We start from the raw sequence: 22,373 nt of genomic DNA on the forward strand, positions 1-22,373 counted from the left end.
TGGTGGGAGAACTGTGTAATTAGGTGGTAGAAGGATGAAGTTTACAAGTCACGCACATCGGAGCATGGATGCCAAAGGCAGACTCATGCTTACGCCAGAATTCCGGGATCAGGTTTATACTGATTCTGCGGATGGTGTCGTGACTCTAACTATTTTTGAAGGAAACATTGTTGGTTTCACTCCTCCTGACTGGGCTATTCTGGAAGAAAATCTTGCAAAGATCAAGAATCCAAGCCGAAGTCTTAGAAACTTCATCCGTATCATCATTTCCGGTTCTGAAAAAGTTCACCTTGATAAACAGGGTCGAATCACCATCCCCTCCCATTTGCGAAAAAGCGGCAAGCTGGGCAAAGACATTGTTCTAGCTGGTGTCGGAGACAGATTCGAAGTCTGGGACAAGATAGCTTACGAGAAGCTGCTTGAACAAGAATTTGACGATGTCTACGACGAAATATCCGCGAACGGAGCAGAACTCCCGTTCTAGATATCGCTTAATCGCCCCACTGTTGAACATAGTCTCTTTATAATTTTGAAATTTTAATTTCCAAAAGCCACCAAAAGATTCAAACCGTTCCCCCCCGAACAAACATTGGATCAGGACATTATGGAAACAAATACTACGAACCCTGCAAAGGTTCACACCTCGGTTCTACTTAACGAAATCATCGAATGGATCGCTCCTAAGCCGGGCGGTTTATACCTTGACGGAACTTTGGGTATGGGCGGCCATTCCAGTGCTATTCTGGAAAAAGCCGGCGAAGGCGCCCAGTTAGTAGGACTCGACCGAGACGAGCAGGCACTCGAGCTTGCAAAAATACGACTGGCTCCTTTCGGAGACAGGGCGCACAGATTTCACTTGGCCTTTAGCAAGTTTGAAATCGCCCTTAACGAAATGGGCTGGGATAAGATTGACGGAGCTATTTTAGACCTTGGTGTATCCTCTCTGCATCTAGACCATGCGGACAGAGGCTTCAGCTTTGCTAAAGACGGTCCTTTGGACATGCGAATGGACCCGTCAGGAGGAATGCCTCCTGCCTCAAGCATTGTAAATAAAGGGTCCCACTCTGACCTAAACAGAATTTTTAAACTATATGGCGAAGAACCTTTGGGCTCAAAAATCGCCAGCGCAATCATTGCTGCCAGAGAAATCAAAAAGATAACTACGACATTAGAACTGGCTGCTATCGTTTCGAAAACCTATCCGGCCAAAAGGAAAGCTTTATCCCGGACACATCCGGCGACAAAGACCTTTCAGGGACTGCGCATAGCTGTCAATTCTGAGCTTGAAGAGCTAAAAATGTTCTTGCACAGAATTACTGAAAGACTGAATCCGGGCGCGAGAATAGCGGTTATATCCTTCCATTCATTGGAAGATAGAATCGTTAAAAGATCTTTCAGGGACCAATCACAATCCTGCACGTGCCCTCCCATGCAGCCTATGTGTACATGTGGAAATGAACAGCGGCTTACATTGCTGACCAAAAAACCTCTCCTTCCTACTGAAGAAGAGATGGAAGGAAATCCGCGCAGCCGTAGTGCGAAACTAAGGGTGGCTGAAAGGTCACAGGATACCAAGTGAGTCCGTCATGAAAGAGGATTCGAAAGGAATAGCCCTAGCTCTGGCTACGACAATGGTTGCAGCACTTCTCCTAGGGCTGGTATCTGTCTGGCTGAACATAGAACGCGTCGACAAAGCTTATGATTTAAGACGAATGGAAAAGAAACTGAACGAACAGGAAGCTCTGGAAAGTAAGCTTGAGGTTGAAAAAAACAACCTTATCTCACCCATGAGACTTAGAGAATTAGCAAAGAAATACGGATTCGGACCCGCGTCACAGGGGCAGATTAGAAGGGATCGCGGGGATTTAAAGAAGTAACAACGGTAAAAAGAAACAGGAGCCGAGGACGTGGCAAAAAGGAAAAAAGAAAGCCTGAAGTCGAGCAAAAATAAGCTGCTCTTCGTCATGGTTCTTTTCGCCCTTGTATGGACGACCCTTCTTGGCAGAGCAGCATGGTTGCAGCTCTACAAAGGAGCGGATCTTTCACGCCTTGCATTACGTCAGCACCTGGCTGCGGAACTTGAACGCGGTGAACGCGGAGACATATTTGACCGCAACGGCAATATGCTTGCCACCAGCGTAGATGCTTCATCTCTCTATATCCGTCCGGTAAAAGTAACTGACGTTTCTGGAACTACAGCTAAACTTTCTAAGATACTCGGAATTTCGAAGGCCAATCTTAGAAAGAAATTATCTAAGAAATCTAATTTTATCTGGATTAAAAGACAGCTCGATGACAGAACCGCCCGCAAAATCAAAAAAGCGGATTTACCGGGAGTATACCTGACCACAGAATTCGTCAGATTATACCCCAATAATCACTTAGCAGGACAGCTGCTCGGTTTTGCAGGGATCGACGGAAAGGGCCTTGAAGGACTGGAAAAAGAATTCAATGACCGCCTAGCAGGACGCAAGGCGCAATTTGTAGTTCAAAGGGACGCATCAGGCCGCAGACTTTATCTGGATGAGCTTGGCCGCGAAATGGACATCAGAGGGAAAGACGTTCACCTGACCATTGATTCGCACCTGCAATCAGTAACAGAAAACGCATTGGTTGATTCAATCAAAAAGTACAATGCGAAATGGGGCACGGCGATTGTTGTGGAAGTGGCTACGGGAGATATACTCGCACTTGCCAACTGCCCTAGGTTCAACCCGAATATTTTTCGCACAAGTTCTCCTAAAACGTGGAGAAACCGTGCAGCAATTGACGTAGTAGAGCCGGGATCAACAATGAAACCATTTTTGATCGCAGCAGCTTTAAAACACGGAGTTATTACTCCCGAAAAACTCATCGACTGTGAAAACGGAAGATGGAAGCTGAACGGCAACTACATAAAAGACACGCATAAGTACGGCTGGCTTCCCGCACATAAAGTGCTCAGATATTCAAGTAATATCGGGTCAGCAAAAATAGGACTTGAACTTGGAGTACAAAATTACCACAAGTTCCTGACCGACATAGGTTTTGGAAGCAAAACAGGTCTTCCGCTTCCAGGAGACAGAGTAGGATCAATCCGCCCCGCCGCACAGTGGAACGAAATTGATCTTGCCGCTGGAGCTTTCGGACAGGGAATAGGAATTACAGCTCTGCAAATGGCAAAAGCATATCTATGTCTTGCTAATAAAGGAGTTGCAAAACCTCTTAGACTGGTCCAGCTGCCAAGAGAAGAAGAAGAGGAAGCACCAAAAAGAATTTTCAGTGCGGATGTGGCAGAGAAAGTTCTCTCCATGATGCGCGAGGTTGTACAAGAAGACGGAACAGGGACCCGTTCAAGAATCAGCGGGACCACCGTCGCAGGTAAAACGGGTACAGCTCAGAAAGCGGTAAAAGGCGGATACGGCGACCAGTACCTAGCCTCATTTGTAGGCATGGTTCCGGGGTATAACCCCGAATATCTCGTGGTTGTAATGGTCGATGGTCCTCAGCCGAATCATTACGGCGGAGTCGTTGCCGCTCCGGTAGTTAAAACCGTGATGACTGAAACACTCGCTTACTATGGCAAACTGCCTGAAAAGCAGAATTCAGTTCCGGTAATGTCTGCAAGTCTGACGTCCAACTCTGAAATGCCGAAAAAAGCGGTAAGAGCAAATTCTGCGCAGACATCTGTTTCAAGCGAAACAGTACCAAATGTAAAAGGAATGCCCATTCGCAGGGCTGTTGAAATAATGGTGAAGAGAGGATTCATTCCCAAACTGAAAGGCCAGGGAATGACTATAATCAAACAGGTTCCTGAAGCAGGCGAGAAATGGCCTGAAGAAGAAAACGCTGAAATAGTTCTTTGGTTATCTTAAAAGGCTAAAATGTCAGACATTACTATGGACATAACAAAATGGAACAAGCTCCTCGATAAAGTTCGAGCTGGGCTGATGGTTCGTACCGATTCACGGGAAGTTAGCGATGGCGATGTTTTTGTCGCGATCTCTGGCCCTACGTGCAATGGGACGGATTTTGTTCCACAAGCCATTAAGAACGGAGCAGCATATATTGTCTGCGCCACACAAATTTCAACTGATTCCGCAGAACTGATTATACATTCTGATCCACGTGAAGCACTGGTTGAGCTTGCTATTGCCTATTTCAAGACCGACAACTGCAAAGTAAAAGTTATCGGCCTGACAGGTACGAACGGCAAAACCACTGTCTCGTATCTTATCGAGCAGCTACTTACTTCCGCAGGAATGAAAGTTGGAGTCATCGGAACTATCAGTTACCGCTGGCCCGGACACGAGCAGGAAGCTCCTCTCACAACTCCCGGCTGCTGGCAGTTGCACGAAATGCTTTCAAAAATGGACGCAGCAGATGTAGATGTCATGGTTATGGAAGTTTCGTCTCATGCGCTCGATCAGAAACGCGTTGCAGGGCTGGACTTTGACGCAGCCATTCTGACCAATGTCACTCAGGATCATCTAGATTATCACGGTGATATGGAATCATATTTCGAGGCCAAATCTCTGCTGTTCAATTATTTCCCGAAGGCAGGCAAGTGCGGAATCATTAATTTTGATGATCCTTACGGAAAGCGCCTGCTTACATCCCACACCCCTTCTATCGGGTTTGGAATGTCTGACCCAAAAGATCTCAGCGGCAACAACCTTTGCGGAGAGATGCTCTCCTGCACAGGAAAAGGAATGGTCCTGAAAATGACCTACGGTGCCGAGACATGGGAAATCAAGACCGACTTGATTGGTAACCATAATGGGTCAAACTTACTCACAGCTCAAGCTGTAGGACTGCACCTCGGACTTAAGCCTGCGGACATGAAAAAAGTCTCATTTAAGGGCGTTCCCGGGCGACTTGAGCGAGTCCAGAATAAGAAAGGCTTAGACGTCTTTGTGGACTATGCACATACTCCTGACGCTCTTGAAAACGTGCTGAAGACTCTGGAAGATCTAAATTTCAAACGCATCATCACAGTTTTCGGCTGTGGCGGTGACAGAGATAAGGCTAAACGCCCTCTTATGGCAGAAGCCGCGTGCAAATATTCCGACGTGGCGGTTCTCACTTCTGACAATCCAAGGACCGAAGATCCTCTTGAGATTATCAATGATGTCCGTCCCGGTATGAAGGGATGTCCACTTTTCATTGAAGAACCAGACAGAGCTACAGCCATTCGAAAAGCTGTAGGAGAAATGACCAATAAGGATGTGCTCCTCATAGCCGGAAAAGGGCATGAGACATATCAGATAATAGGAACAGATAAACGGGACTTTAGCGATGTGCAGGAAGTCAGCTTGGCAATCAAGGAGATATTCAGTTGAAACTAACTATATCTGAACTTGAAGAGCAGCTCAAAGGGGGCAGCGATTTCCCCAATGCAAAAGACACACAGATCTCAGCCGTGCGCATAGACAGCAGGCTAGTAGGTAAAGGTGATGTTTTCTTTTGTATTGAAGGTGATAATTACGATGGTCATAATTTTGCGGATCAGGCTCTTAAGGCCGGAGCAGCAGCAGTTGTGGCGTCGCAGTTTCTACCCGAGCTAGAAGATAAACCTGTGATCATGGTCAGGAATACCGTTCAGGCTCTTGGCAAGCTTGCCGCATACTGGCGGACTCGTGCAAAAGCTAAAATGATAGCTGTGACAGGATCAGCTGGAAAAACTACCGTGAAGGAAATGCTCGCGCATGTTCTTGGCGGCCAATATTCCGTTCACAAAAATTTTATGAACCTGAACAACCAGATAGGACTACCTATGTCCATGCTGGCTGCAACAGGGGACGAAGACTTCTGGGTCATGGAACTTGGAATCAGCTTACCGGGTGATATGGACGAACTTGGTGTGATTGCCGAACCTGACATGGCAATAATCCATAACATCGGACCTGCTCACCTTGAAGGTTTAGGTTCAATGGAAAACGTTGCTTGCGCAAAGGCTTCTCTTTTCAATTACATACAGCCGGGCGGTAGAGCTCTCTGTTGTAAGGATCACGAACAGCTTTGGAATGCGGCATCTGAAATTACAAACCCGACTCCGTTTTCGTCTGAAGATTCAAGCGCACCATATTTCAGTGAACTGCTTGAAGCTATGCCTGACGGAAAAGGACGCTTCTTACTCAAGGCCGAAGACGCGAAAGCTGAAACACTGCTACCGACCTGCGGTTCACATTTCGCAGAGAACGCAGCAGCTGTCACATGCGCGGCTTCTTTGCTCGGACTAGGATTAGAGGAAATAGCTGACAGATTAAAAACTGTAGAGCTACCTAAACAAAGATTTCACTGCCACACTCACGGAAAATGGACGCTCATAGACGACACATATAATGCGAATCCACTTTCCATGAACAAGGCCATCGACACGGCGAACCAGATATCCGGGGAAAGACCTCTGGTTCTAGTGCTTGGTGACATGCTTGAACTTGGTGACGACGCGGCAAAAGCTCACTGCGAGCTCGGTGAAAAAATCGCTGCAATTAAGCCTGACGTAACTTTCTACTTTGGCAGCCATTATGATGATGTTGCATCTACAACCAATGGCTCCACTTTTGTTCCAGTTAGACAGCCTTCTGAATTTTTGAACGGAATGCATGAACTTAGATTAAATAATGCGGTGGTTCTTTTTAAAGGGTCAAGATCCTGCCGCATGGAAAATTATTTCCACGCACTTAATAACGAGGTCACTGGGGAGACCGGAGGGAGAAACGCATGATCTATCATTTTCTAGTCCCCCTGAGCGCACAAATTAGCGCACTGAATGTATTCAGGTACATCACATTCAGATCCATATACGCCATGCTTACGGCTCTTATTATTACCATAGTGCTTGGCCCTATGTTTATGCGCTGGCTGCAGAAAATTAAATGCGGACAGTACATTCAGGAAGATGGCCCCGACCACCAGTGCAAAGCCGGAACCCCTACAATGGGCGGCCTGCTACTTGGATTCGGAGTATTGGTTTCCACCCTGCTATGGGCGGACCTTACAAATATTTATGTCTGGCTAACAATTTTCGTGTTTACAGGATTTGGCGCAGTGGGCTTTGTCGATGATTACATCAAGGTTGTCAGAAAGCATAATAAAGGGCTTTCAGCCATTGCAAAGCTGATAGGACAATTGCTGGTTGCGGGGATTGCAGTATCACTACTTATCATGCAACCCGCATATTCTACTGAGCTTTCTGTTCCGTTTTTTAAGAATATAACTCCCGATATCGGCTGGTTCTATCTACCGTTCGCGTTATTAGTTCTTATCGGATCATCCAACGGAGTGAACCTGACAGACGGACTTGATGGCCTAGCCATCGGACCCTCAATTGTCGGGGCGAGCTGTTTTACACTTTTCATTTATGTTGCCGGACATGCAGGAATAGCAAGTTACCTGAATGTAACCCACGTTCCGGGAGTTGGCGAAGTAACCGTTTTTTGCGGAGCATTAGTGGGGGCCGGACTCGGATTCCTCTGGTACAACGCCTACCCCGCTCAGATTTTCATGGGTGATGTAGGTTCGCTCAGTATTGGCGGAGTCTTAGGATTCATCGCGGTACTCGCAAAGCAGGAGCTGCTACTGACCATCGTAGGTGGAGTGTTCGTCTTCGAAACTCTCTCAGTAATTTTACAGGTCGGTTATTTCAAATTCAGTGGCGGGAAAAGAATTTTCCGTATGGCCCCGCTCCATCATCATTTTGAGCACAAGGGCATTCCTGAATCAAAGATAGTTATAAGATTTTGGATTCTTTCGATATTAATGGCTCTAATGGCTTTAAGCACATTGAAACTCAGGTAGAGGAAATGGACAGCGAATTCGTCAAAAAGGTCACTACGACCCGCATGTTTACAGACCGCCTCGCAATTGTTGCGGGAGCCGGACGCTCAGGGATTGCCGCCGCAAGGTTGCTCCATGCCCTTGGTGCGACTGTGCGCATTGTTGACGAAAACACGAGCCTCACTGAAGACATTCTGAAAGGACTTGGACCGAAGGCTGAACTTATGGTCGGCCCTGCGTGTCCCGAGCAATTTGCAGGCGCAGAAGTCATTGTTGTCAGCCCCGGTATTCCAGTCAGAAAGATTGTGCCAATGATCGGTGATTTGCCGGAACGCAAAATAATCTCCGAACTTGAGCTAGCTTCATGGTTTGCCGATGAACCGAAAATAGCCATTACGGGAACCAACGGTAAAACGACAACCACAGCATTGATCACTCATATTCTGGAATATTCCGGCAAGACTGTTTTCGCCGGAGCCAACTACGGCACTCCGCTTTCTGAGTATATCCTTGCTAAAGGACAGTCCGATATCCTTGTTCTGGAAGTTTCGAGCTTTCAGCTGCAGAACTGTCATCTATTCAGACCAGATGCGGCTATACTGCTCAACATTTCAGCCAACCATCTGGATTACCATTTGGACATGGATGAATACGTCAGTGCGAAGCTTAAAATTTTCGAACGTCAACCATCTGATGCTTTGGCTATTTTACCAAAAGCAATGCGCGATGAGCTTAATCCGGCAGAATTTACCAAAGCCACTGTCAAATGGTTTGGCGGAGAAATGTTCAAAGAGCAGCCAAACCTGCCAGGCAAACATAACCGCTCAAATATTGAAGCGGCATGGCTTGCACTGGAAAAGTTCGGCCTGACCATAGAAGAATTTCAAGCGGGTCTAGATTCCTTTAAAGGGAAAGCACACCGCATAGACAATATTGGAACCGTGAACGGAGTTACTTTTATTGATGACTCCAAAGGAACCAACCTTGATGCGGTTGTTGCCGCACTGGGCAGCTTTAACGCACCAATAAGACTTTTACTCGGCGGTGTTTTTAAAGGCGGAAATGTTGCAGATCTAATTCCGGCAATGAAAGGAAAGGTCGCAGAAGTAGCAATTTTCGGCGCAGGCAGAGAGCACTTTGAAGCTCCTCTGGCGAATGATTTTAAAATTTCGTGGCATGAGAATCTTGAAAAGGCTGTAAATGCTCTTTTCGCGAATTCCAGTGAAGGAGATACTATCCTACTCTCCCCCGCCACAGCTAGTTTTGACGCTTACTCAGGATATGTGGCTAGAGGCAATGATTTCAAACGGATCATGGAGGAACTGTCTTGAATAAAAAGAAGACACTATCCGATAAACCGGAACGCTTAGACTACTGGCTCCTTGGCGCGGCACTATTGCTCGCGTGCTTCGGGCTTATGATGGTCCTTTCTGCCAGTGGCATTATGGCTGAACGGTTTTTCGATGATAAGTACCTGTTTTTCAGAAAACAGGCGATCTTCCTGTGCGCCGGTACATTTATGATGTACCTATGTTCGCGCCTGCCCAAAGCCTTTTTCTACAATTTGGTTTACATCTGGCTTATGGCAGCGTTCGTACTGCTGATGCTCAGTGATTTCACTCCTCTTTCCGTGGCTGCAGGGGGTGCTAAGCGCTGGATTGCATTCGGCCCCATACGCATTCAGCCGCTTGAGTTTTGTAAGCCAGCGCTGGTGCTTTATCTTGCTTACTTTTTCTCCCGCAAGCAGGACAGAATTAAGTCGTTCAGCATCGGCTTTCTACCGCCATTCGCCATTACAGGCGCTTTATGCCTTCTACTGATGCTCCAGCCGGACTTCGGTGGATCAGTATTTCTCTGCATGATCTTATTTTTCATGTCCCTTGTAGGCGGAACACGAATTTCATATCTGCTGACCTCCCTTCTATTCGCAGGGGGCGCAGGTTATCTACTGATTACGAGTTCTCCATACAGACTAAAACGCATGACTGCTTTCATGGATCCGTTTAAAAGCGCACAAAACGAAGGCTATCAGCTTGTGCAGTCTCTATACGCTTTTGGATCAGGGAATGTTTTCGGCCAAGGACTTGGCGCAGGTAAACAGAAACTTTTCTTTCTTCCAGAAGCACACAACGATTTTATTATGGCTGTTGTCGGCGAAGAACTTGGATTCATCGGCGTCACGATTGTAATGATTGTAATCGGATTTTTGCTCTGGAGAGGCTTTAAAATAGCTTTAGCACAAGAAAACTTGCAAGACAGATTCACAGCTTACGGAATGACCATAATGTTAGGCCTCGGATTCATTTTGAATCTGGCTGTTGTGATGGGGACGGTTCCTCCGAAAGGAGTTCCAATGCCTTTCGTCAGTTACGGTGGATCAAGCTTAATTATTTCATGCATCGCCATTGGCATTCTCCTGAATTTATCCAGGGGGAAAGTATAATGCAGCGCGTAATTCTAACTACTGGCGGAACAGGCGGACACGTTTTTCCAGCTTTGGCTGTTGCAGCCAATATTCAGGAAAAATATCCACAGTGTGAAATCCTTTTCCTTGGGGGTGCAGGGCCGGAAGGTGACATGGTCAAACGTGCAGACATCACGTTTAAGGATCTTCCTGCCAAAGGGGTTATGGGCGGCGGATTAAAAAGAATTTTCGGATCTTTCTGGATATTTAAAGCATTGGCCTACGCAATAAAAGAAATCGTCAGCTTTAAGCCTGATGCCATTATAGGATTCGGAGGATACGCAGGATTCAGCCCAGTATTAGCTGGATGGATGCTCGGAGTTCCCACGGCCATTCATGAGCAAAACAGCATTCCCGGAATATCAAACCGGATACTGGGTAAAGTCGTTAAAACTGTTTTTGCCTCTTTCGAAGATACAAAAGGCTTTTTCTCCCCAGACAAAGTTGATGTTGTGGGGAACCCTGTTCGCAAAGAAATCATTGATTTTGCGAGCAAAGCAAAGGAAAGAAGTATTCTGGTTTTTGGTGGAAGTCAGGGAGCACAAGCTATCAATGATGCAATCATTGAAGCGCTTCCACTACTAAAAATGGAAGACATAAATATGCGGCACCAAACTGGCAAAACAGACTTCGAAAGGGTCAAAAGCGAGTACAAAAAGGCATCCGTGAATGCACTTGCTGTCTCACCTTTCATATATGATATGTCTGCCGCTTACGCAGAGGCTCAGCTTGTCGTTTGCAGATCCGGTGCTTCAACAGTTTTCGAAATAGCGGCAGCAGGCAAACCAGCGATTTTCATCCCGTATCCGCATGCTACGCATGATCATCAAACTGGAAACGCTCAGCACCTTGAAAAAATCGGGGCCGCAATAGTTATTCCGCAAAATGAACTAACAGGTAAAAAACTGGCTCATCAAATAATGAACTTACTTAGAGACGAAGACGCTCTCGATAAAATGGGGAATCAAGCACTTAAATTTGCACGCCCCGAAGCCGCATCCGCAATAGTGAGCGGCTTAGAAGTAATTATTCGCATGAAAAAAACGGGAGGTTTGGCATGATCGCAGCAGAAGGACCTAGTGTACCAGCACACATGGACAAAGCATGTCCCATTATGCGCAGTAGAGTCGGCACCATTCATATGATAGGAATCGGCGGTTCCGGCATGAGCGGAATTGCTGAAGTTCTGATCAACATGGGCTTTACCGTTACAGGATCGGATTTAGCGGCGGGAGATCCCGTTAAACGTCTCCTTAAAATTGGAGCACAAATTTTTATCGGGCACGGTGCGGAAAACGTCACCGATGCTGATGTTGTGGTCAAGTCTACAGCAATTTCAGACGACAACCCTGAGATTGTTAAAGCTAGGGAACTTGGAATTCCGATTATTCCAAGAGCGGAAATGCTAGCCGAACTGATGCGCCTCCGCACAGGGATAGCTATTGCCGGAACCCATGGTAAAACAACGACCACCTCACTGCTCGCTACAATATTTACAGAAGCCGAGCTGGATCCTACCGTTATCATCGGCGGGAAACTGAACACTTTCGGCAGCAATGCACGCCTTGGCGAAGGGCAGTTCCTTATTGCCGAAGCTGATGAGTCTGACGGATCTTTTCTTTGCCTGTCCCCGATCATCACTGTTGTCACTAACATTGATATGGATCACATGGACTTTTACAAAGATCAGGATGCCATCGACAACTCATTCAGACAGTTTATGAATTCCATTCCATTCTACGGAATGAACATAGTCTGCGGAGATGATCCCGGGGTTAAAAGGCTTCTGCCATCTATCAAGAGACCTTGTATGTCATACGGTTTTGAAAAGCAGAATAGGCTTAGAGCAGAGATTTTGTCCTGTGAAGTTCGTAGCCTGTTTAAAGTTTTCCTTGATGATGAATTACTAGGTGAAGTTTCACTAGCTCAACCCGGCAAGCACAATGTGCTGAATGCTCTGGGTGCAATCGGCGTTGCTCTTGAGACTGGTATTGACAAAAAAGCAATTCTGGAAGGGCTCTCGAACTTCATGGGAGTCGGGCGCAGATTTGAGAAGAAAGGCGAATGCAAAGGGATTCTGGTTATTGATGATTACGGACACCATCCGGCAGAAATCAAAGCAACCATTGAGACAGCAAAGGCTTGTTACCCGACCAGAAGATTGGTTATAGCATTTCAGCCGCACAGATTTACCCGCACGCAAGCTCTCTTCGGAGACTTCTGCAAAACTTTCGAATTGGCTGACGAGCTCTTGTTAACAGAAATTTACCCAGCTTCTGAATCACCGATTCCAGGCGTGAACGGAATGTCTTTGGCGCAAGGAATCAGACAGGTCAGCTCTACGAAAGTACGTTTTTACCCTGACTTTGAAATGATGGAAAATGAACTGCCTAAAATCCTTAAAGCAGGTGACGTTTTTATCACTCAGGGAGCAGGTTCGGTTTATCGCATCGGCGAAAACTTTTTGAAACATCTAGAAAAAGGATCTGGAGACAGCTCAACTTCCACTTCTGAAACCACAAACTCGGAAACAGTTACTTCGCTGTAAAGCGATAAGTAATGGCAAAGGAAAAGTAATGATGCTTGAATTACTTCACGAACCGAAAATGGCAGACCTTACCTCTTTAGGTATAGGCGGAACTGCCAGAGCTCTTGCAAAAGTGCGGGACGAAGCGGGATTAGAAGAACTGTCTATCTTTCATGAGAAAGAAGCAGTAGGTCTTATCGCTATCGGTGAAGGAAGTAATATGCTCGCAGCAGATGGCAAACTTAACTACGCCTTCGTGAATGTGGATCTTGCAAATAAGGTTGCACCTGAATTTTCTGAGGATGATACTCGTGACATTACCGTCAGAGTTTCGGCAGACACAAGACTTCCAGGATTGCTAGCTTTCCTCATACGAAACGGTCTAAGTGGAATGGAAGGTCTAGCGGGGATTCCGGGATCAGTGGGCGGAAGCATTGCGATGAACGCTGGATCCTACGGAACCGACATTGCCGCGTCCATAACTAAAGCAAGGCTATGGACTCCCAGTAAAGGTCTGTTCTGGATGAATGTTGACGAGATGGATTTTGGTTACAGGCACTTTTCTGCCGGAACAGATGAGTTCACCTTGGTATGGGAGGCTGAATTCAAGTTCAACAGATCTACCGAAGATGAAGTTAAAAAGAATGTTCAGGATGTTTTCGCTAAAAAGAAAAGTTCACAGCCTGTTTTAGAGAAAACCGCGGGTTGTGTTTTCAAGAATCCAGAAGGACATAGCGCGGGCAAACTTCTCGATGATGCCGGATTCAAGGGTAAAACCATCGGCGGTATGGCTTTCTCGGAAATGCATGCAAATTTCTTGGTTAATAAAGGAAGTGGGACAGGGGCTGAAGCCTTGGAACTGTTGGATATGGCCACAGAAGCCGTTTTGAAAAAGTTCGGTGTAACCCTTGAGTCGGAGGTAATAATACTACAATGAGCGTTGTTAAATTAAGCAAAAGCCGTCTCAACCTGAATCACGTGGACAGGAAAAAACGGGGCCGCAATGTCAACAAGATGCGCAATAATCCGTCTCGCCCGCTTTCAGAAGTGCTTTCAGGAATGTTCCGTACGACATGCATTTCGTCAGTATGCTTACTTATGCTCGCAGTCCTAGGACTTGGATGCCTTGCCGGATATCGTTGGCTGACAGCTCACCCCTACTTTGCTCTGCAAGATATCAAAGTAACAGGCAACCATCGTTTAACTTACGGTGAGATCCTCGGCATTTCGGATGTTGGACTGAATAAAAATAGTCTGGCCGTTAATATCGGAGATGTAGAAAGCAGACTCAGCGCTAACAACTGGATTAAATCCGCAGCTGTAAAGCGCGAATTGCCGGGAAGTCTGTTCATACATGTGCGGGAGAAATCACCGCAATTCATGGTCAGACAAAGTGACAAACTTTTCTATTGCGACAGTTCTGGGGAACTAATCGCACCCGTAGCACCGGGAAAATTCGCCTCATTGCCTTTTTTAAACATTGAGTCGGATGCTATGGAGAAGGCTGAAATACTGCCTAAATTTATGGCTGTGCTGAGCAGAAGAGAGCTTCCTTTTGATCCTGGTCAAATTGCATGGATCGACATTAAAGGCGGCAACAGGATGGAAATTTTTATGGACAACTTAGGCCTGACGGTACGGCTGGAGTTGAACAACTGGCAAGAACAGCTTTCACACCTGAACACCGTTTGGAACGACCTCAAACACAGGGGAGAGTTCAGGAATGTTGCGACAATATCAGTCGGAAAAGGTAGAGTCTGGGTTGAAAAAAAGACTCCCGGCATGAGCACATCGCAATGAGAAATGTCCCTATATTTAAGATGATGAGGAGAAAAGAGTATGGCCAAATCTGATCTGATAGTCGGTCTCGACGTAGGCACCACCAAGATATGTGCTGTGGTTGGAGAAGCCACTGCGGACGGTGTTGACATCGTCGGTATCGGCACTGCGCCTTCTACAGGCCTTCGTAAAGGAGTTGTAGTCAATATCGAGCAAACAGTGCAGTCCATCAAAAAAGCTCTTGAAGAAGCTGAGCTGATGGCTGGCTGTGAAATCCGCTCAGTATACGCAGGTATCGCCGGAAGCCACATCAAAGGCTTTAACAGCCACGGAGTCATTGCTGTTAAAGGCGGAGAAGTAACTCAAAAAGATGTGGATAGAGTAATTGACGCGGCTAAAGCCGTAGCTATCCCACTCGACAGAGAAGTCATTCACACTCTGCCGCAAGAATTTATAGTCGACGACCAACGCGGCATTGCTGACCCACTTGGTATGGCTGGCGTTCGCCTTGAAGTTAAAGTGCACATCGTAACAGGTGCAGTAACTTCTGCTCAGAATATCATTAGATCATGTCACCGTTCGGGGCTGGATGTTTCTGACATCGTTCTCGAATCCTTGGCATCAAGCAAGGCTGTTCTTTCTGAAGAAGAAAGAGAAATCGGCGTTGCAATCATTGATATCGGAGGCGGCACAACTGATCTCGCAATTTTTGCTAACGACTCAATTAAGCACACCTCGGTTATAGCTCTGGGGGGCAATAACCTGACCAATGATATTGCTTTCGGCCTTAGAACTCCTATGGGTTCAGCTGAGCAGATCAAAGTTAAATACGGAACAGCTCTGACAGATCTCGTCACAAATGATGAGACAATCGAAGTACCTTCTGTTGGTGGGCGTGATCACCGCAAAATGTCTAAACGCGTACTTGCTGAAATATGTGAGCCTCGTTGTGAAGAAATTATTGCACTTGTTGATCAGGAATTAGTTCGTAGCGGTTACAAGAACCTGATTGCTGCAGGTGTAGTGCTCACGGGGGGGACTTCACTTGTAGACGGTATGCAGGAGCTTGCTGAACAAGTCTTCGACTTGCCAGTACGCATCGGCTACCCGGCTGGGATCGGCGGTCTCAAAGACGTTGTTCACAGTCCGAAATATGCAACAGCAGTAGGTCTTCTTATGTACGGAGCAGAAAAAGAAGGCAGTTCTGAACAGGTTTTCCGTATTCGCGACGAAAATGTTTTCAACCGCATTCTGGGCAGGATGCGTAAATGGTTCTCCGACATAGCTTAGTCACGGCTGTTTCGGTGAAGGCTTTCCCGGACTCGATCACCGGGAATTCAAATTAATGGAAGCTTAACAGGGGAAGGAAAAATGATGATGGATTACATGGAAATCGAAAACGACGGTCATGCTAAGATTAAGGTAATCGGTTGTGGTGGTGGTGGCGGTAATGCTATCAACAACATGATTCAGTCCGCTTTAACTGGTGTGCGCTTTATTGCTGCAAATACAGATGTTCAGGATATCAACAAATCTCTTGCAGAATACAAAATTCAGCTAGGCGACCAATTGACCAAAGGTCTTGGAGCCGGAGCTAATCCAGATATCGGTAAAAATGCGGCCCTCGAAAGCATCGACCAGATTCGCGAACTTGTCAGCGATTGTGATATGGTTTTCGTTACTGCCGGCATGGGCGGCGGAACCGGAACAGGCGCGGCCCCAGTAATCGCTCAGATTGCTAAAGAAGCTGGGGCACTTACCGTAGCTGTCGTTACCAAGCCATTTTATTTCGAAGGCAAACGTCGTCTTCTTCAAGCTGAAAAAGGCATTGAAGAACTCAAAAACGTTGTCGATTCAATTATTACTATTCCTAATGACCGACTCTTGCAGCTCGCAGCTAAAAAAGCAGCTTTCTCTGAAATGCTGAAAAAGGCTGATGAAGTGCTCTACTACGGTGTTAAGGGTATTGCAGACCTCATTACAGTTCACGGTTTAATCAACCTTGACTTCGCTGATGTTCAGGCTGTTATGTCCAGCTCCGGTCTTGCTCTCATGGGAACAGGAATCGCTCGCGGCGAAAACAGAGCACGTGAAGCAGCAATGAAAGCTATCACATCACCTCTACTCGAAGATGTTTCAATTGATGGCGCAAAAGGCGTACTCATCAACATTACATGTTCACCTGACATGACCATCGATGAAGTAAGTGAAGCAGCTAATATTATTTATGAAGAAGCTCACGAAGATGCTCAGATTTTCTTCGGGACTGTATTTGACCCAGATGTAGGTGATGAAATGCGTATCACCGTTATTGCAACCGGAATCGAAGATGTGAATCAGATTCCTGCTCAGCCTGTAGTCGAAATGGGACAGCCGAAACGTTCTAACCTGACTCCTAGAGGCATGGCTTCAAAGCAAGTTGACCACAATAATGTAAGACATCTTGGAAATGCTCATTCCGAGGAAGATCGCTCTATTCCTGCTTACCTACGCGCTGGTGCTAAACCTGCCGAAGCAGCGGGAAATCCTGAACCTGCACAGGTTAAATCTGCAGCAAATTCAGGTGGAGAAGAATTCATATTCCACGATGATGACGATTTTGAAGTTCCTACTTTCATTCGCAAACAGGCTGACTAATCCTGCTTGCATATGAATATTAATATGGAATCAGCTCGATTAAAACAAGCCGCCCTGGAACCTGCTCTATGTCTGTAGAAGAAGATTTCTTCTATTACGGGCGTGAAGAACCCGCTGCTGAAGAGACTGGTGGACGTCTGCCCACGGCCCTAGTCTTCCCCGGCAGAAAGGGAGCTGCTTTATCCACATTAGGGTGGCAGGCTGTTTATCGCCTGCTTGCTCCTGACGAAGGATTGGCAGTTGAAAGGTTCTTTCTAGGCGACCCTGGAAAATCGGCTGTTTCCATGGACAGTGACAAAGAACTGTCCGAGTTTCCCCTGATCGGTTTCAGCATCAACTTCGAGGAGGAGTACCTCCACCCAGTTAGAATGCTGAAAGATTCGGGCGTTCCACCGCTTGCGGCGGAACGCCCGGGCTTCCCTCTGGTCATGGCCGGAGGCCCGGTTGCATTTCTGAACCCAGCTCCAATTGCGCCCTTTTTCGATCTTTTCTGGGTAGGAGAAGCCGAAGCAGGTCTCAAGGATTTATGTATAGAGCTTAAGCACCATATTTTTAATGGTGGAAGCAAAGATGACTTTCTTGACCTGATAAAAGACAGACCCGGTGTATATGTACCCGGCAAAACAACAAATCAGGTCAAAAGAGCTGTTGTACCCCCTGCTATCGGTAATAATAACGAGCAGGTTCCTGTTCTTACGTCTCCAGCGTACTCATGCTTCATCAGTCCCGAAGCAGTATTTAAAGATATGTTTTTGGTTGAAGTAAACAGAGGCTGCCCTTACGGGTGCAGATTCTGCGCAGCGGGATACATTTATAGACCGCCAAGGCATGCTTCAATCGACCAGTTGAAAGAAATAGTTGAACTTGCTGATCCCCCTAAAGTCGGCCTCGTGGGCACTGCTCTTACTGATTGGCCCGACCTTGTTCCATATATTAACTGGCTCAAAAACAGGAAAACAAAATTTTCGCTATCCTCAGTGCGAGCTGATGGACTTACAGTAGAATTGCTCGATATATTGAGAGCCTCCGGTGTGCGCACTGTTACACTAGCTCTTGAAGGTGCAAGCAAAAGACTGCGCGACTCTACAAATAAAAATTTAAAGGAAGAAGATTTCCTTAATGCAGTTGAACTATGCGCATCCAAAGGCGTAAACCATTTACGGATTTACATCATTGTGGGCTGGCCCGGTGAGACAGAAGAAGACTACGAAGAATTATCAGAAATGCTTGAGAAGATAGATCAGGCTCGCAGCCGTGGTCAGGGCAATAAGAAAAAACAATACATGCGCATCACCTTAGGAGCCAGTTGCCTTGTTCCAAAACCGTGGACCCCGTTGCAGTGGGCCGCGATGCCACCTGAAAAAGATCTCAAAGATATCCTGACTAAAGTTAAATCCCTCACTAAGAAATATAAGGGAATAGCATTTTCAGGCGATTCACCTTTTCAAGCGAGATTGCAGGGCATACTCGCTCGCGGTAATGAAGAACTACATAAATTTATTATGATCGCTGCCGAGAAAGGCGGATGGAAAAAAGCCTTCAAATATTACGAAGGCGACCTTGAAAAATTCATAGACCACAATTTAGATAAAGAAACCCCGCTCCCATGGGATTTCATTGATACGGGCATAAATAAATCATACTTATGGCGCGAATGGGAACGATACCAGAAAGCAGTATTAACTCCGCCCTGTCCAGCTAAGGGATGTGAAGAGTGTAAAATGTGTGGAATGCAAAAGTGGCTTAGCGAATAAACCACTCCCTACTAAGCATTGCACGTTCTCCTTACCACCTGCACTTGTGCAACCCTTTGTGCATATTCATGCACATACCTATAATCCAACCTTGACCTGTTTTCTATAATCACCTGCAATAATGCTACTTATTACTTTGGCACGCATACTGCTTTAAGTAATCCTGAGAGGGCAACAACATTTAACCGCAGGAGATCAGATGACAAAGAAAACCTTGATCCCATTATTAGCAATATTCATACTTTCAATCGCAGCTGTAGCTATGGCTCGTGGTGGTTACCACGGCGGCGGCAATTGGGACGCTTATGAACAACTGACACCTGAAAAACAGCAGCAAGTTCAAGCTATCATAAAGAATTACGAACCAACTTTCGAAAAGTTGAAAAGCCAACAGTGGGCAAAGCGTACAGAACTAAATGCTCTTGTCGAATCCGGCAAAGCAGATAAAGAAACAATCCACGCACTCGTGAAAGATCTCTCTGAAACAAGAGATAAAATGTATGCAGCCCATAAGCAGATGGCTTCAGAGATTGAAAAAGAAACCGGCCTGACATTTCCTGCAGCAGGAATGGGTCCTAGGGGTGGCAAGAACGGATGTGGAAAGAGGTCTCGCAGTAATTGCGGTGGCTCTGGATCACAGAACTGCCCCGGTCTTAACTCTTAAATGATTTAATTAGCGTTCATCTACACAGAATTAGGAAAACGGGTAAAAAGGAGGACTTTTCAGTCCTCCTTTTTTTGTTAATTGTACTTTCTATCATGGTAGTGTTTAAGCTATATAAATTTTGGTTTCAGTAATTACGTCAAAATTTTTCACTACAGGAGCATCCTATGTTTAGAAAAATCACTTCACTGGTAAGTTTTTTCTCGATAATCATCCTATCCATAACAAGTGTTGTTCTTTATCTCGTGCCTCAGGGCCGCGTTGCATACTGGGCAAATTGGAATTTACTTGGGCTAAGCAAAGAACAATGGGGCGACATTCATATATGTACAGGAGTTCTTTTCCTTGTCGCATCCATTCTGCATATCTGGCTGAACTGGAAACCTATTATGGCTTACCTCAAAAAAAAATCGGGTGCCGCAAACTTTTCTTCTCCTGCGTTTTTCATTAGTCTTATCATTACGCTTTATGTCGTCATTGGCGCCGTCGCAGGTGTACCACCTATGAATAATATACTCGAATTTTCTGCACATTTAAAAGATCAGGGCGCAGTAAAATACGGTGTACCGCCATACGGACATGCGGAGCTCAGCTCACTTGGTGTATTTTGCAAACGCATGGGTCTTGATGCTGATAAGGCAATAGCTTCTCTTAAAGCAGCACAGATAGCTGTTGAATCTCCGAAGCAGTCCCTCAAAGAACTGGCCGGAAAGGCAGGGATTACACCTAAAGAGCTACATGAAATAATACTAAAAGATCAGCCGGGTGCAACTAAGAAAACTGACTCCCATAAAAAGAATGAAGCTACACACGAAAACGATGCTAAGGCTAAACCAGCCCCTAAGAATGAAGCCCACGAAAACGGCGCAGCTGGCATGGGACTCGGCAAGCTGACTCTGGAACAATACTGTGAAAGACAGAATATCGAATTAAACACTGCTCTAGCAATACTTGAAAAAGAAGGTGCTGTTGTTGACAAGTCTACACCCATCCGAGACATTGCCGGAATGCTTGACATGAACTCTCCGCGAGAGATCGGAAAACTTCTACACCCCTAACGCAATAGAATATTTATGGAATTAAGCTCTAAAAGATCACATAAACTTCCGCTGGCTTTAGCGCTTCTGGCTCTGTTATTACTCGGAGCCGGAAGTCTTTACCTTACGTGGCAAAACCTGCGTCAAATGCAACAGACTGTATTTGAACACATGCTGCTTTCTGCAAAATCCATTACCCGAGGACTTGATATTCAGCTAGCCGAAGGGATGCGCAGAATGCGTCGACAAGGTATGAAAAGTCATCAGGCGCAGGAAAATCTTGCGCCAGCGGCAAGAGAGCTTTTTAGAGAAATGGTCGCGCAGGGAGACCTGCTATTCATCGGATTATATGGACCAGACGATAAGCCACTGATTATCGTTGGACAAAATAAAATAGCATCAAAATTCACTCCCCCCCCAACAATATTTAATATGATCCGGTCACTTAGAGAGTCCAGCACTCCGGTCATAATCAATGATAAGGCTTCCTTACTATATGGAACCGTTGGCCAACCTCACCTGCTGAGACTATATGGACATAAAGACCAGCGCTTCCTACCACCGCAGGAACGGCAAACCTACCTTTTGCTGGTGCTTAATGCCGAGAAACATCTAGCTCAATTTAAACAATATAAACGTGCGGCGCTTATTCAAACAGGATATGTCTTTATTGCCGGCTTTGTACTGTGGTTACTGGCTCTTGCTTATTTTAAACGCCGCGAGCAGGACAAACAACTTGTTAAACTCGAACGGTTTCAGGCCAATCTTCTGGATCACATGCCGGATGGACTGCTGACCTTATCCCCTGACGGGAAAATTCTGGCAGCCAATGGCTCAGCGCATACTTTATTGAGCGCGAATGAAAAGGCCCCGCTTGTCGGGCGGGACTGGAAGGAATTTGCTTTCGATTCTCTTCAGGAATTTCGCAGAGGGGCTGTGCTGTGGGAAAGAGTGAAGCTTAACGGAATTAACCTAGAGTTGCTATTTTTCCAATATTTCGACAGCCCCGCAGATGTCCGCACAATGGTCATCATCCGGGACAAAACCGATATTGCCGAGCTTGAAGACGATCTTAACGAAGCACGTAGGCTAGCCTCAATAGGATCACTTGCAGCGGGTGTCGCACATGAAATCCGCAACCCACTCAGTTCCCTACGTGGATTTGCGCAACTTTTTGCAGAGAAACTAAAAGATGAAAAGCCTTATGGAACATACGCAAAAACCATGCTTGAAGAAGCTGACAGGTTGAACCGTGTTGTTACGGACTTACTATATTTATCAAAACCGCACGAACTTGAGCCACAGATAGTTAATCTCGGCGAAATTTGCGATTCAATGAACACTTTGATGGGTTTTGATCTGGAACATAAAGGCACGGAACTAGAACATAGTCTCGATGTAAATGAGGTTTACGCTGACCCTGACAGCATCAGGCAGGTATTGTTAAATCTTCTGGTGAACAGTCTTGATGCTGTCCCTGAAGGTGATGGAAAGATTTCTATACACGCAAAAAAAAATGACCACGGAGTATGGATCAGCGTATGCGATAATGGACCGGGCATGCCGGAAGATGTTCGCAAACACGCACTTGAGCCATTCTTTACCGACAAGCCGAAAGGAACAGGACTCGGACTAGCAATAGTTAATACTATAATGCGCGGCCATAGCGGACGTGTCACAATTTCACCTTCCGCTTCTCCCGGAACCTGTGTAGAACTTTTCTTCCCAAGCCCCCGTAATGAAGGATAAT

General features: G+C 46.1%; 19 protein-coding genes. All 19 read left to right on the forward strand.

Annotation, left to right across the window (positions count from 1 at the left end; translation table 11 throughout):
- Positions 1–34: 34 nt before the first annotated feature.
- The 19 genes from BR06_RS0105050 to BR06_RS0105140 all read left to right on the forward strand — a co-directional run bounded on the left by BR06_RS0105050 (position 35) and on the right by BR06_RS0105140 (position 22,372).
- Positions 35–484: a division/cell wall cluster transcriptional repressor MraZ gene (locus BR06_RS0105050; RefSeq protein ID WP_031480756.1), complete on the forward strand. Its 450-nt coding sequence runs from the start codon at positions 35–37 to the stop codon at positions 482–484.
- Positions 485–604: 120 nt separating this feature from the next.
- Complete coding sequence (rsmH, locus tag BR06_RS0105055; protein WP_031480758.1) at positions 605–1,579, forward strand: 16S rRNA (cytosine(1402)-N(4))-methyltransferase RsmH; 975 nt, start codon at positions 605–607, stop codon at positions 1,577–1,579.
- 7 nt (positions 1,580–1,586) lie between these two features.
- Positions 1,587–1,877 carry a hypothetical protein gene (locus BR06_RS0105060; RefSeq protein ID WP_031480760.1) on the forward strand — a complete coding sequence of 97 codons (291 nt, stop codon included), beginning with the start codon at positions 1,587–1,589 and terminating at the stop codon, positions 1,875–1,877.
- Between the two features lie 30 nt (positions 1,878–1,907).
- Entirely contained in the window at positions 1,908–3,854 is a 1,947-nt protein-coding gene (locus BR06_RS0105065) for a penicillin-binding transpeptidase domain-containing protein (RefSeq protein WP_031480762.1), read from the forward strand.
- 9 nt (positions 3,855–3,863) lie between these two features.
- Positions 3,864–5,321 (forward strand): UDP-N-acetylmuramoyl-L-alanyl-D-glutamate--2,6-diaminopimelate ligase, encoded by a 1,458-nt coding sequence (locus BR06_RS0105070; protein WP_031480764.1) that lies wholly within the window; start codon positions 3,864–3,866, stop codon positions 5,319–5,321.
- Positions 5,318–6,709, forward strand: a complete 1,392-nt coding sequence (locus BR06_RS0105075) for a UDP-N-acetylmuramoyl-tripeptide--D-alanyl-D-alanine ligase (RefSeq protein WP_031480766.1) — start codon at positions 5,318–5,320, stop codon at positions 6,707–6,709. Before BR06_RS0105070 ends, BR06_RS0105075 begins: the two co-directional genes overlap by 4 nt.
- Positions 6,706–7,782, forward strand: coding sequence for a phospho-N-acetylmuramoyl-pentapeptide-transferase (gene mraY, locus BR06_RS0105080; RefSeq protein ID WP_031480768.1), 1,077 nt, complete (start codon positions 6,706–6,708; stop codon positions 7,780–7,782). The genes BR06_RS0105075 and mraY overlap by 4 nt, the downstream gene beginning before the upstream one ends.
- A gap of 5 nt (positions 7,783–7,787) precedes the next feature.
- Positions 7,788–9,092 (forward strand): UDP-N-acetylmuramoyl-L-alanine--D-glutamate ligase, encoded by a 1,305-nt coding sequence (murD, locus tag BR06_RS0105085; RefSeq protein ID WP_031480770.1) that lies wholly within the window; start codon positions 7,788–7,790, stop codon positions 9,090–9,092.
- Complete coding sequence (gene ftsW / locus BR06_RS0105090) at positions 9,089–10,204, forward strand: putative lipid II flippase FtsW (protein ID WP_031480772.1); 1,116 nt, start codon at positions 9,089–9,091, stop codon at positions 10,202–10,204. Before murD ends, ftsW begins: the two co-directional genes overlap by 4 nt.
- Complete coding sequence (gene murG, locus BR06_RS0105095) at positions 10,204–11,286, forward strand: undecaprenyldiphospho-muramoylpentapeptide beta-N-acetylglucosaminyltransferase (protein WP_031480773.1); 1,083 nt, start codon at positions 10,204–10,206, stop codon at positions 11,284–11,286. Before ftsW ends, murG begins: the two co-directional genes overlap by 1 nt.
- Before the next feature lie 53 nt (positions 11,287–11,339).
- Entirely contained in the window at positions 11,340–12,773 is a 1,434-nt protein-coding gene (gene murC, locus BR06_RS0105100; protein ID WP_051676959.1) for a UDP-N-acetylmuramate--L-alanine ligase, read from the forward strand.
- Positions 12,774–12,801: 28 nt separating this feature from the next.
- Positions 12,802–13,689, forward strand: coding sequence for a UDP-N-acetylmuramate dehydrogenase (gene murB / locus BR06_RS0105105; protein WP_031480777.1), 888 nt, complete (start codon positions 12,802–12,804; stop codon positions 13,687–13,689).
- Complete coding sequence (locus BR06_RS0105110) at positions 13,686–14,552, forward strand: cell division protein FtsQ/DivIB (protein ID WP_031480779.1); 867 nt, start codon at positions 13,686–13,688, stop codon at positions 14,550–14,552. The genes murB and BR06_RS0105110 overlap by 4 nt, the downstream gene beginning before the upstream one ends.
- 39 nt (positions 14,553–14,591) lie before the next feature.
- Positions 14,592–15,821: a cell division protein FtsA gene (gene ftsA / locus BR06_RS0105115; RefSeq protein WP_031480781.1), complete on the forward strand. Its 1,230-nt coding sequence runs from the start codon at positions 14,592–14,594 to the stop codon at positions 15,819–15,821.
- 87 nt (positions 15,822–15,908) lie between these two features.
- The gene (gene ftsZ / locus BR06_RS0105120; RefSeq protein ID WP_031480783.1) at positions 15,909–17,168 is read left to right on the forward strand and encodes a cell division protein FtsZ; all 1,260 of its coding nucleotides are present in this window, start codon (positions 15,909–15,911) and stop codon (positions 17,166–17,168) included.
- A 68-nt stretch (positions 17,169–17,236) separates the two neighbouring features.
- Positions 17,237–18,922, forward strand: coding sequence for a radical SAM protein (locus BR06_RS0105125; RefSeq protein WP_031480785.1), 1,686 nt, complete (start codon positions 17,237–17,239; stop codon positions 18,920–18,922).
- A 199-nt stretch (positions 18,923–19,121) separates the two neighbouring features.
- Positions 19,122–19,586: a Spy/CpxP family protein refolding chaperone gene (locus BR06_RS0105130; protein ID WP_031480787.1), complete on the forward strand. Its 465-nt coding sequence runs from the start codon at positions 19,122–19,124 to the stop codon at positions 19,584–19,586.
- Between the two features lie 167 nt (positions 19,587–19,753).
- Positions 19,754–20,644, forward strand: coding sequence for a DUF4405 domain-containing protein (locus BR06_RS19170; RefSeq protein ID WP_034602871.1), 891 nt, complete (start codon positions 19,754–19,756; stop codon positions 20,642–20,644).
- Positions 20,645–20,659: 15 nt separating this feature from the next.
- Positions 20,660–22,372, forward strand: a complete 1,713-nt coding sequence (locus BR06_RS0105140; RefSeq protein ID WP_031480791.1) for a two-component system sensor histidine kinase NtrB — start codon at positions 20,660–20,662, stop codon at positions 22,370–22,372.
- The last annotated feature ends 1 nt before the right edge of the window (position 22,373 follow it).

Origin of the sequence: Maridesulfovibrio frigidus DSM 17176 (assembly GCF_000711735.1) — a bacterium.
In the GTDB taxonomy this organism is placed as follows: Bacteria; Desulfobacterota; Desulfovibrionia; order Desulfovibrionales; family Desulfovibrionaceae; genus Maridesulfovibrio; species Maridesulfovibrio frigidus.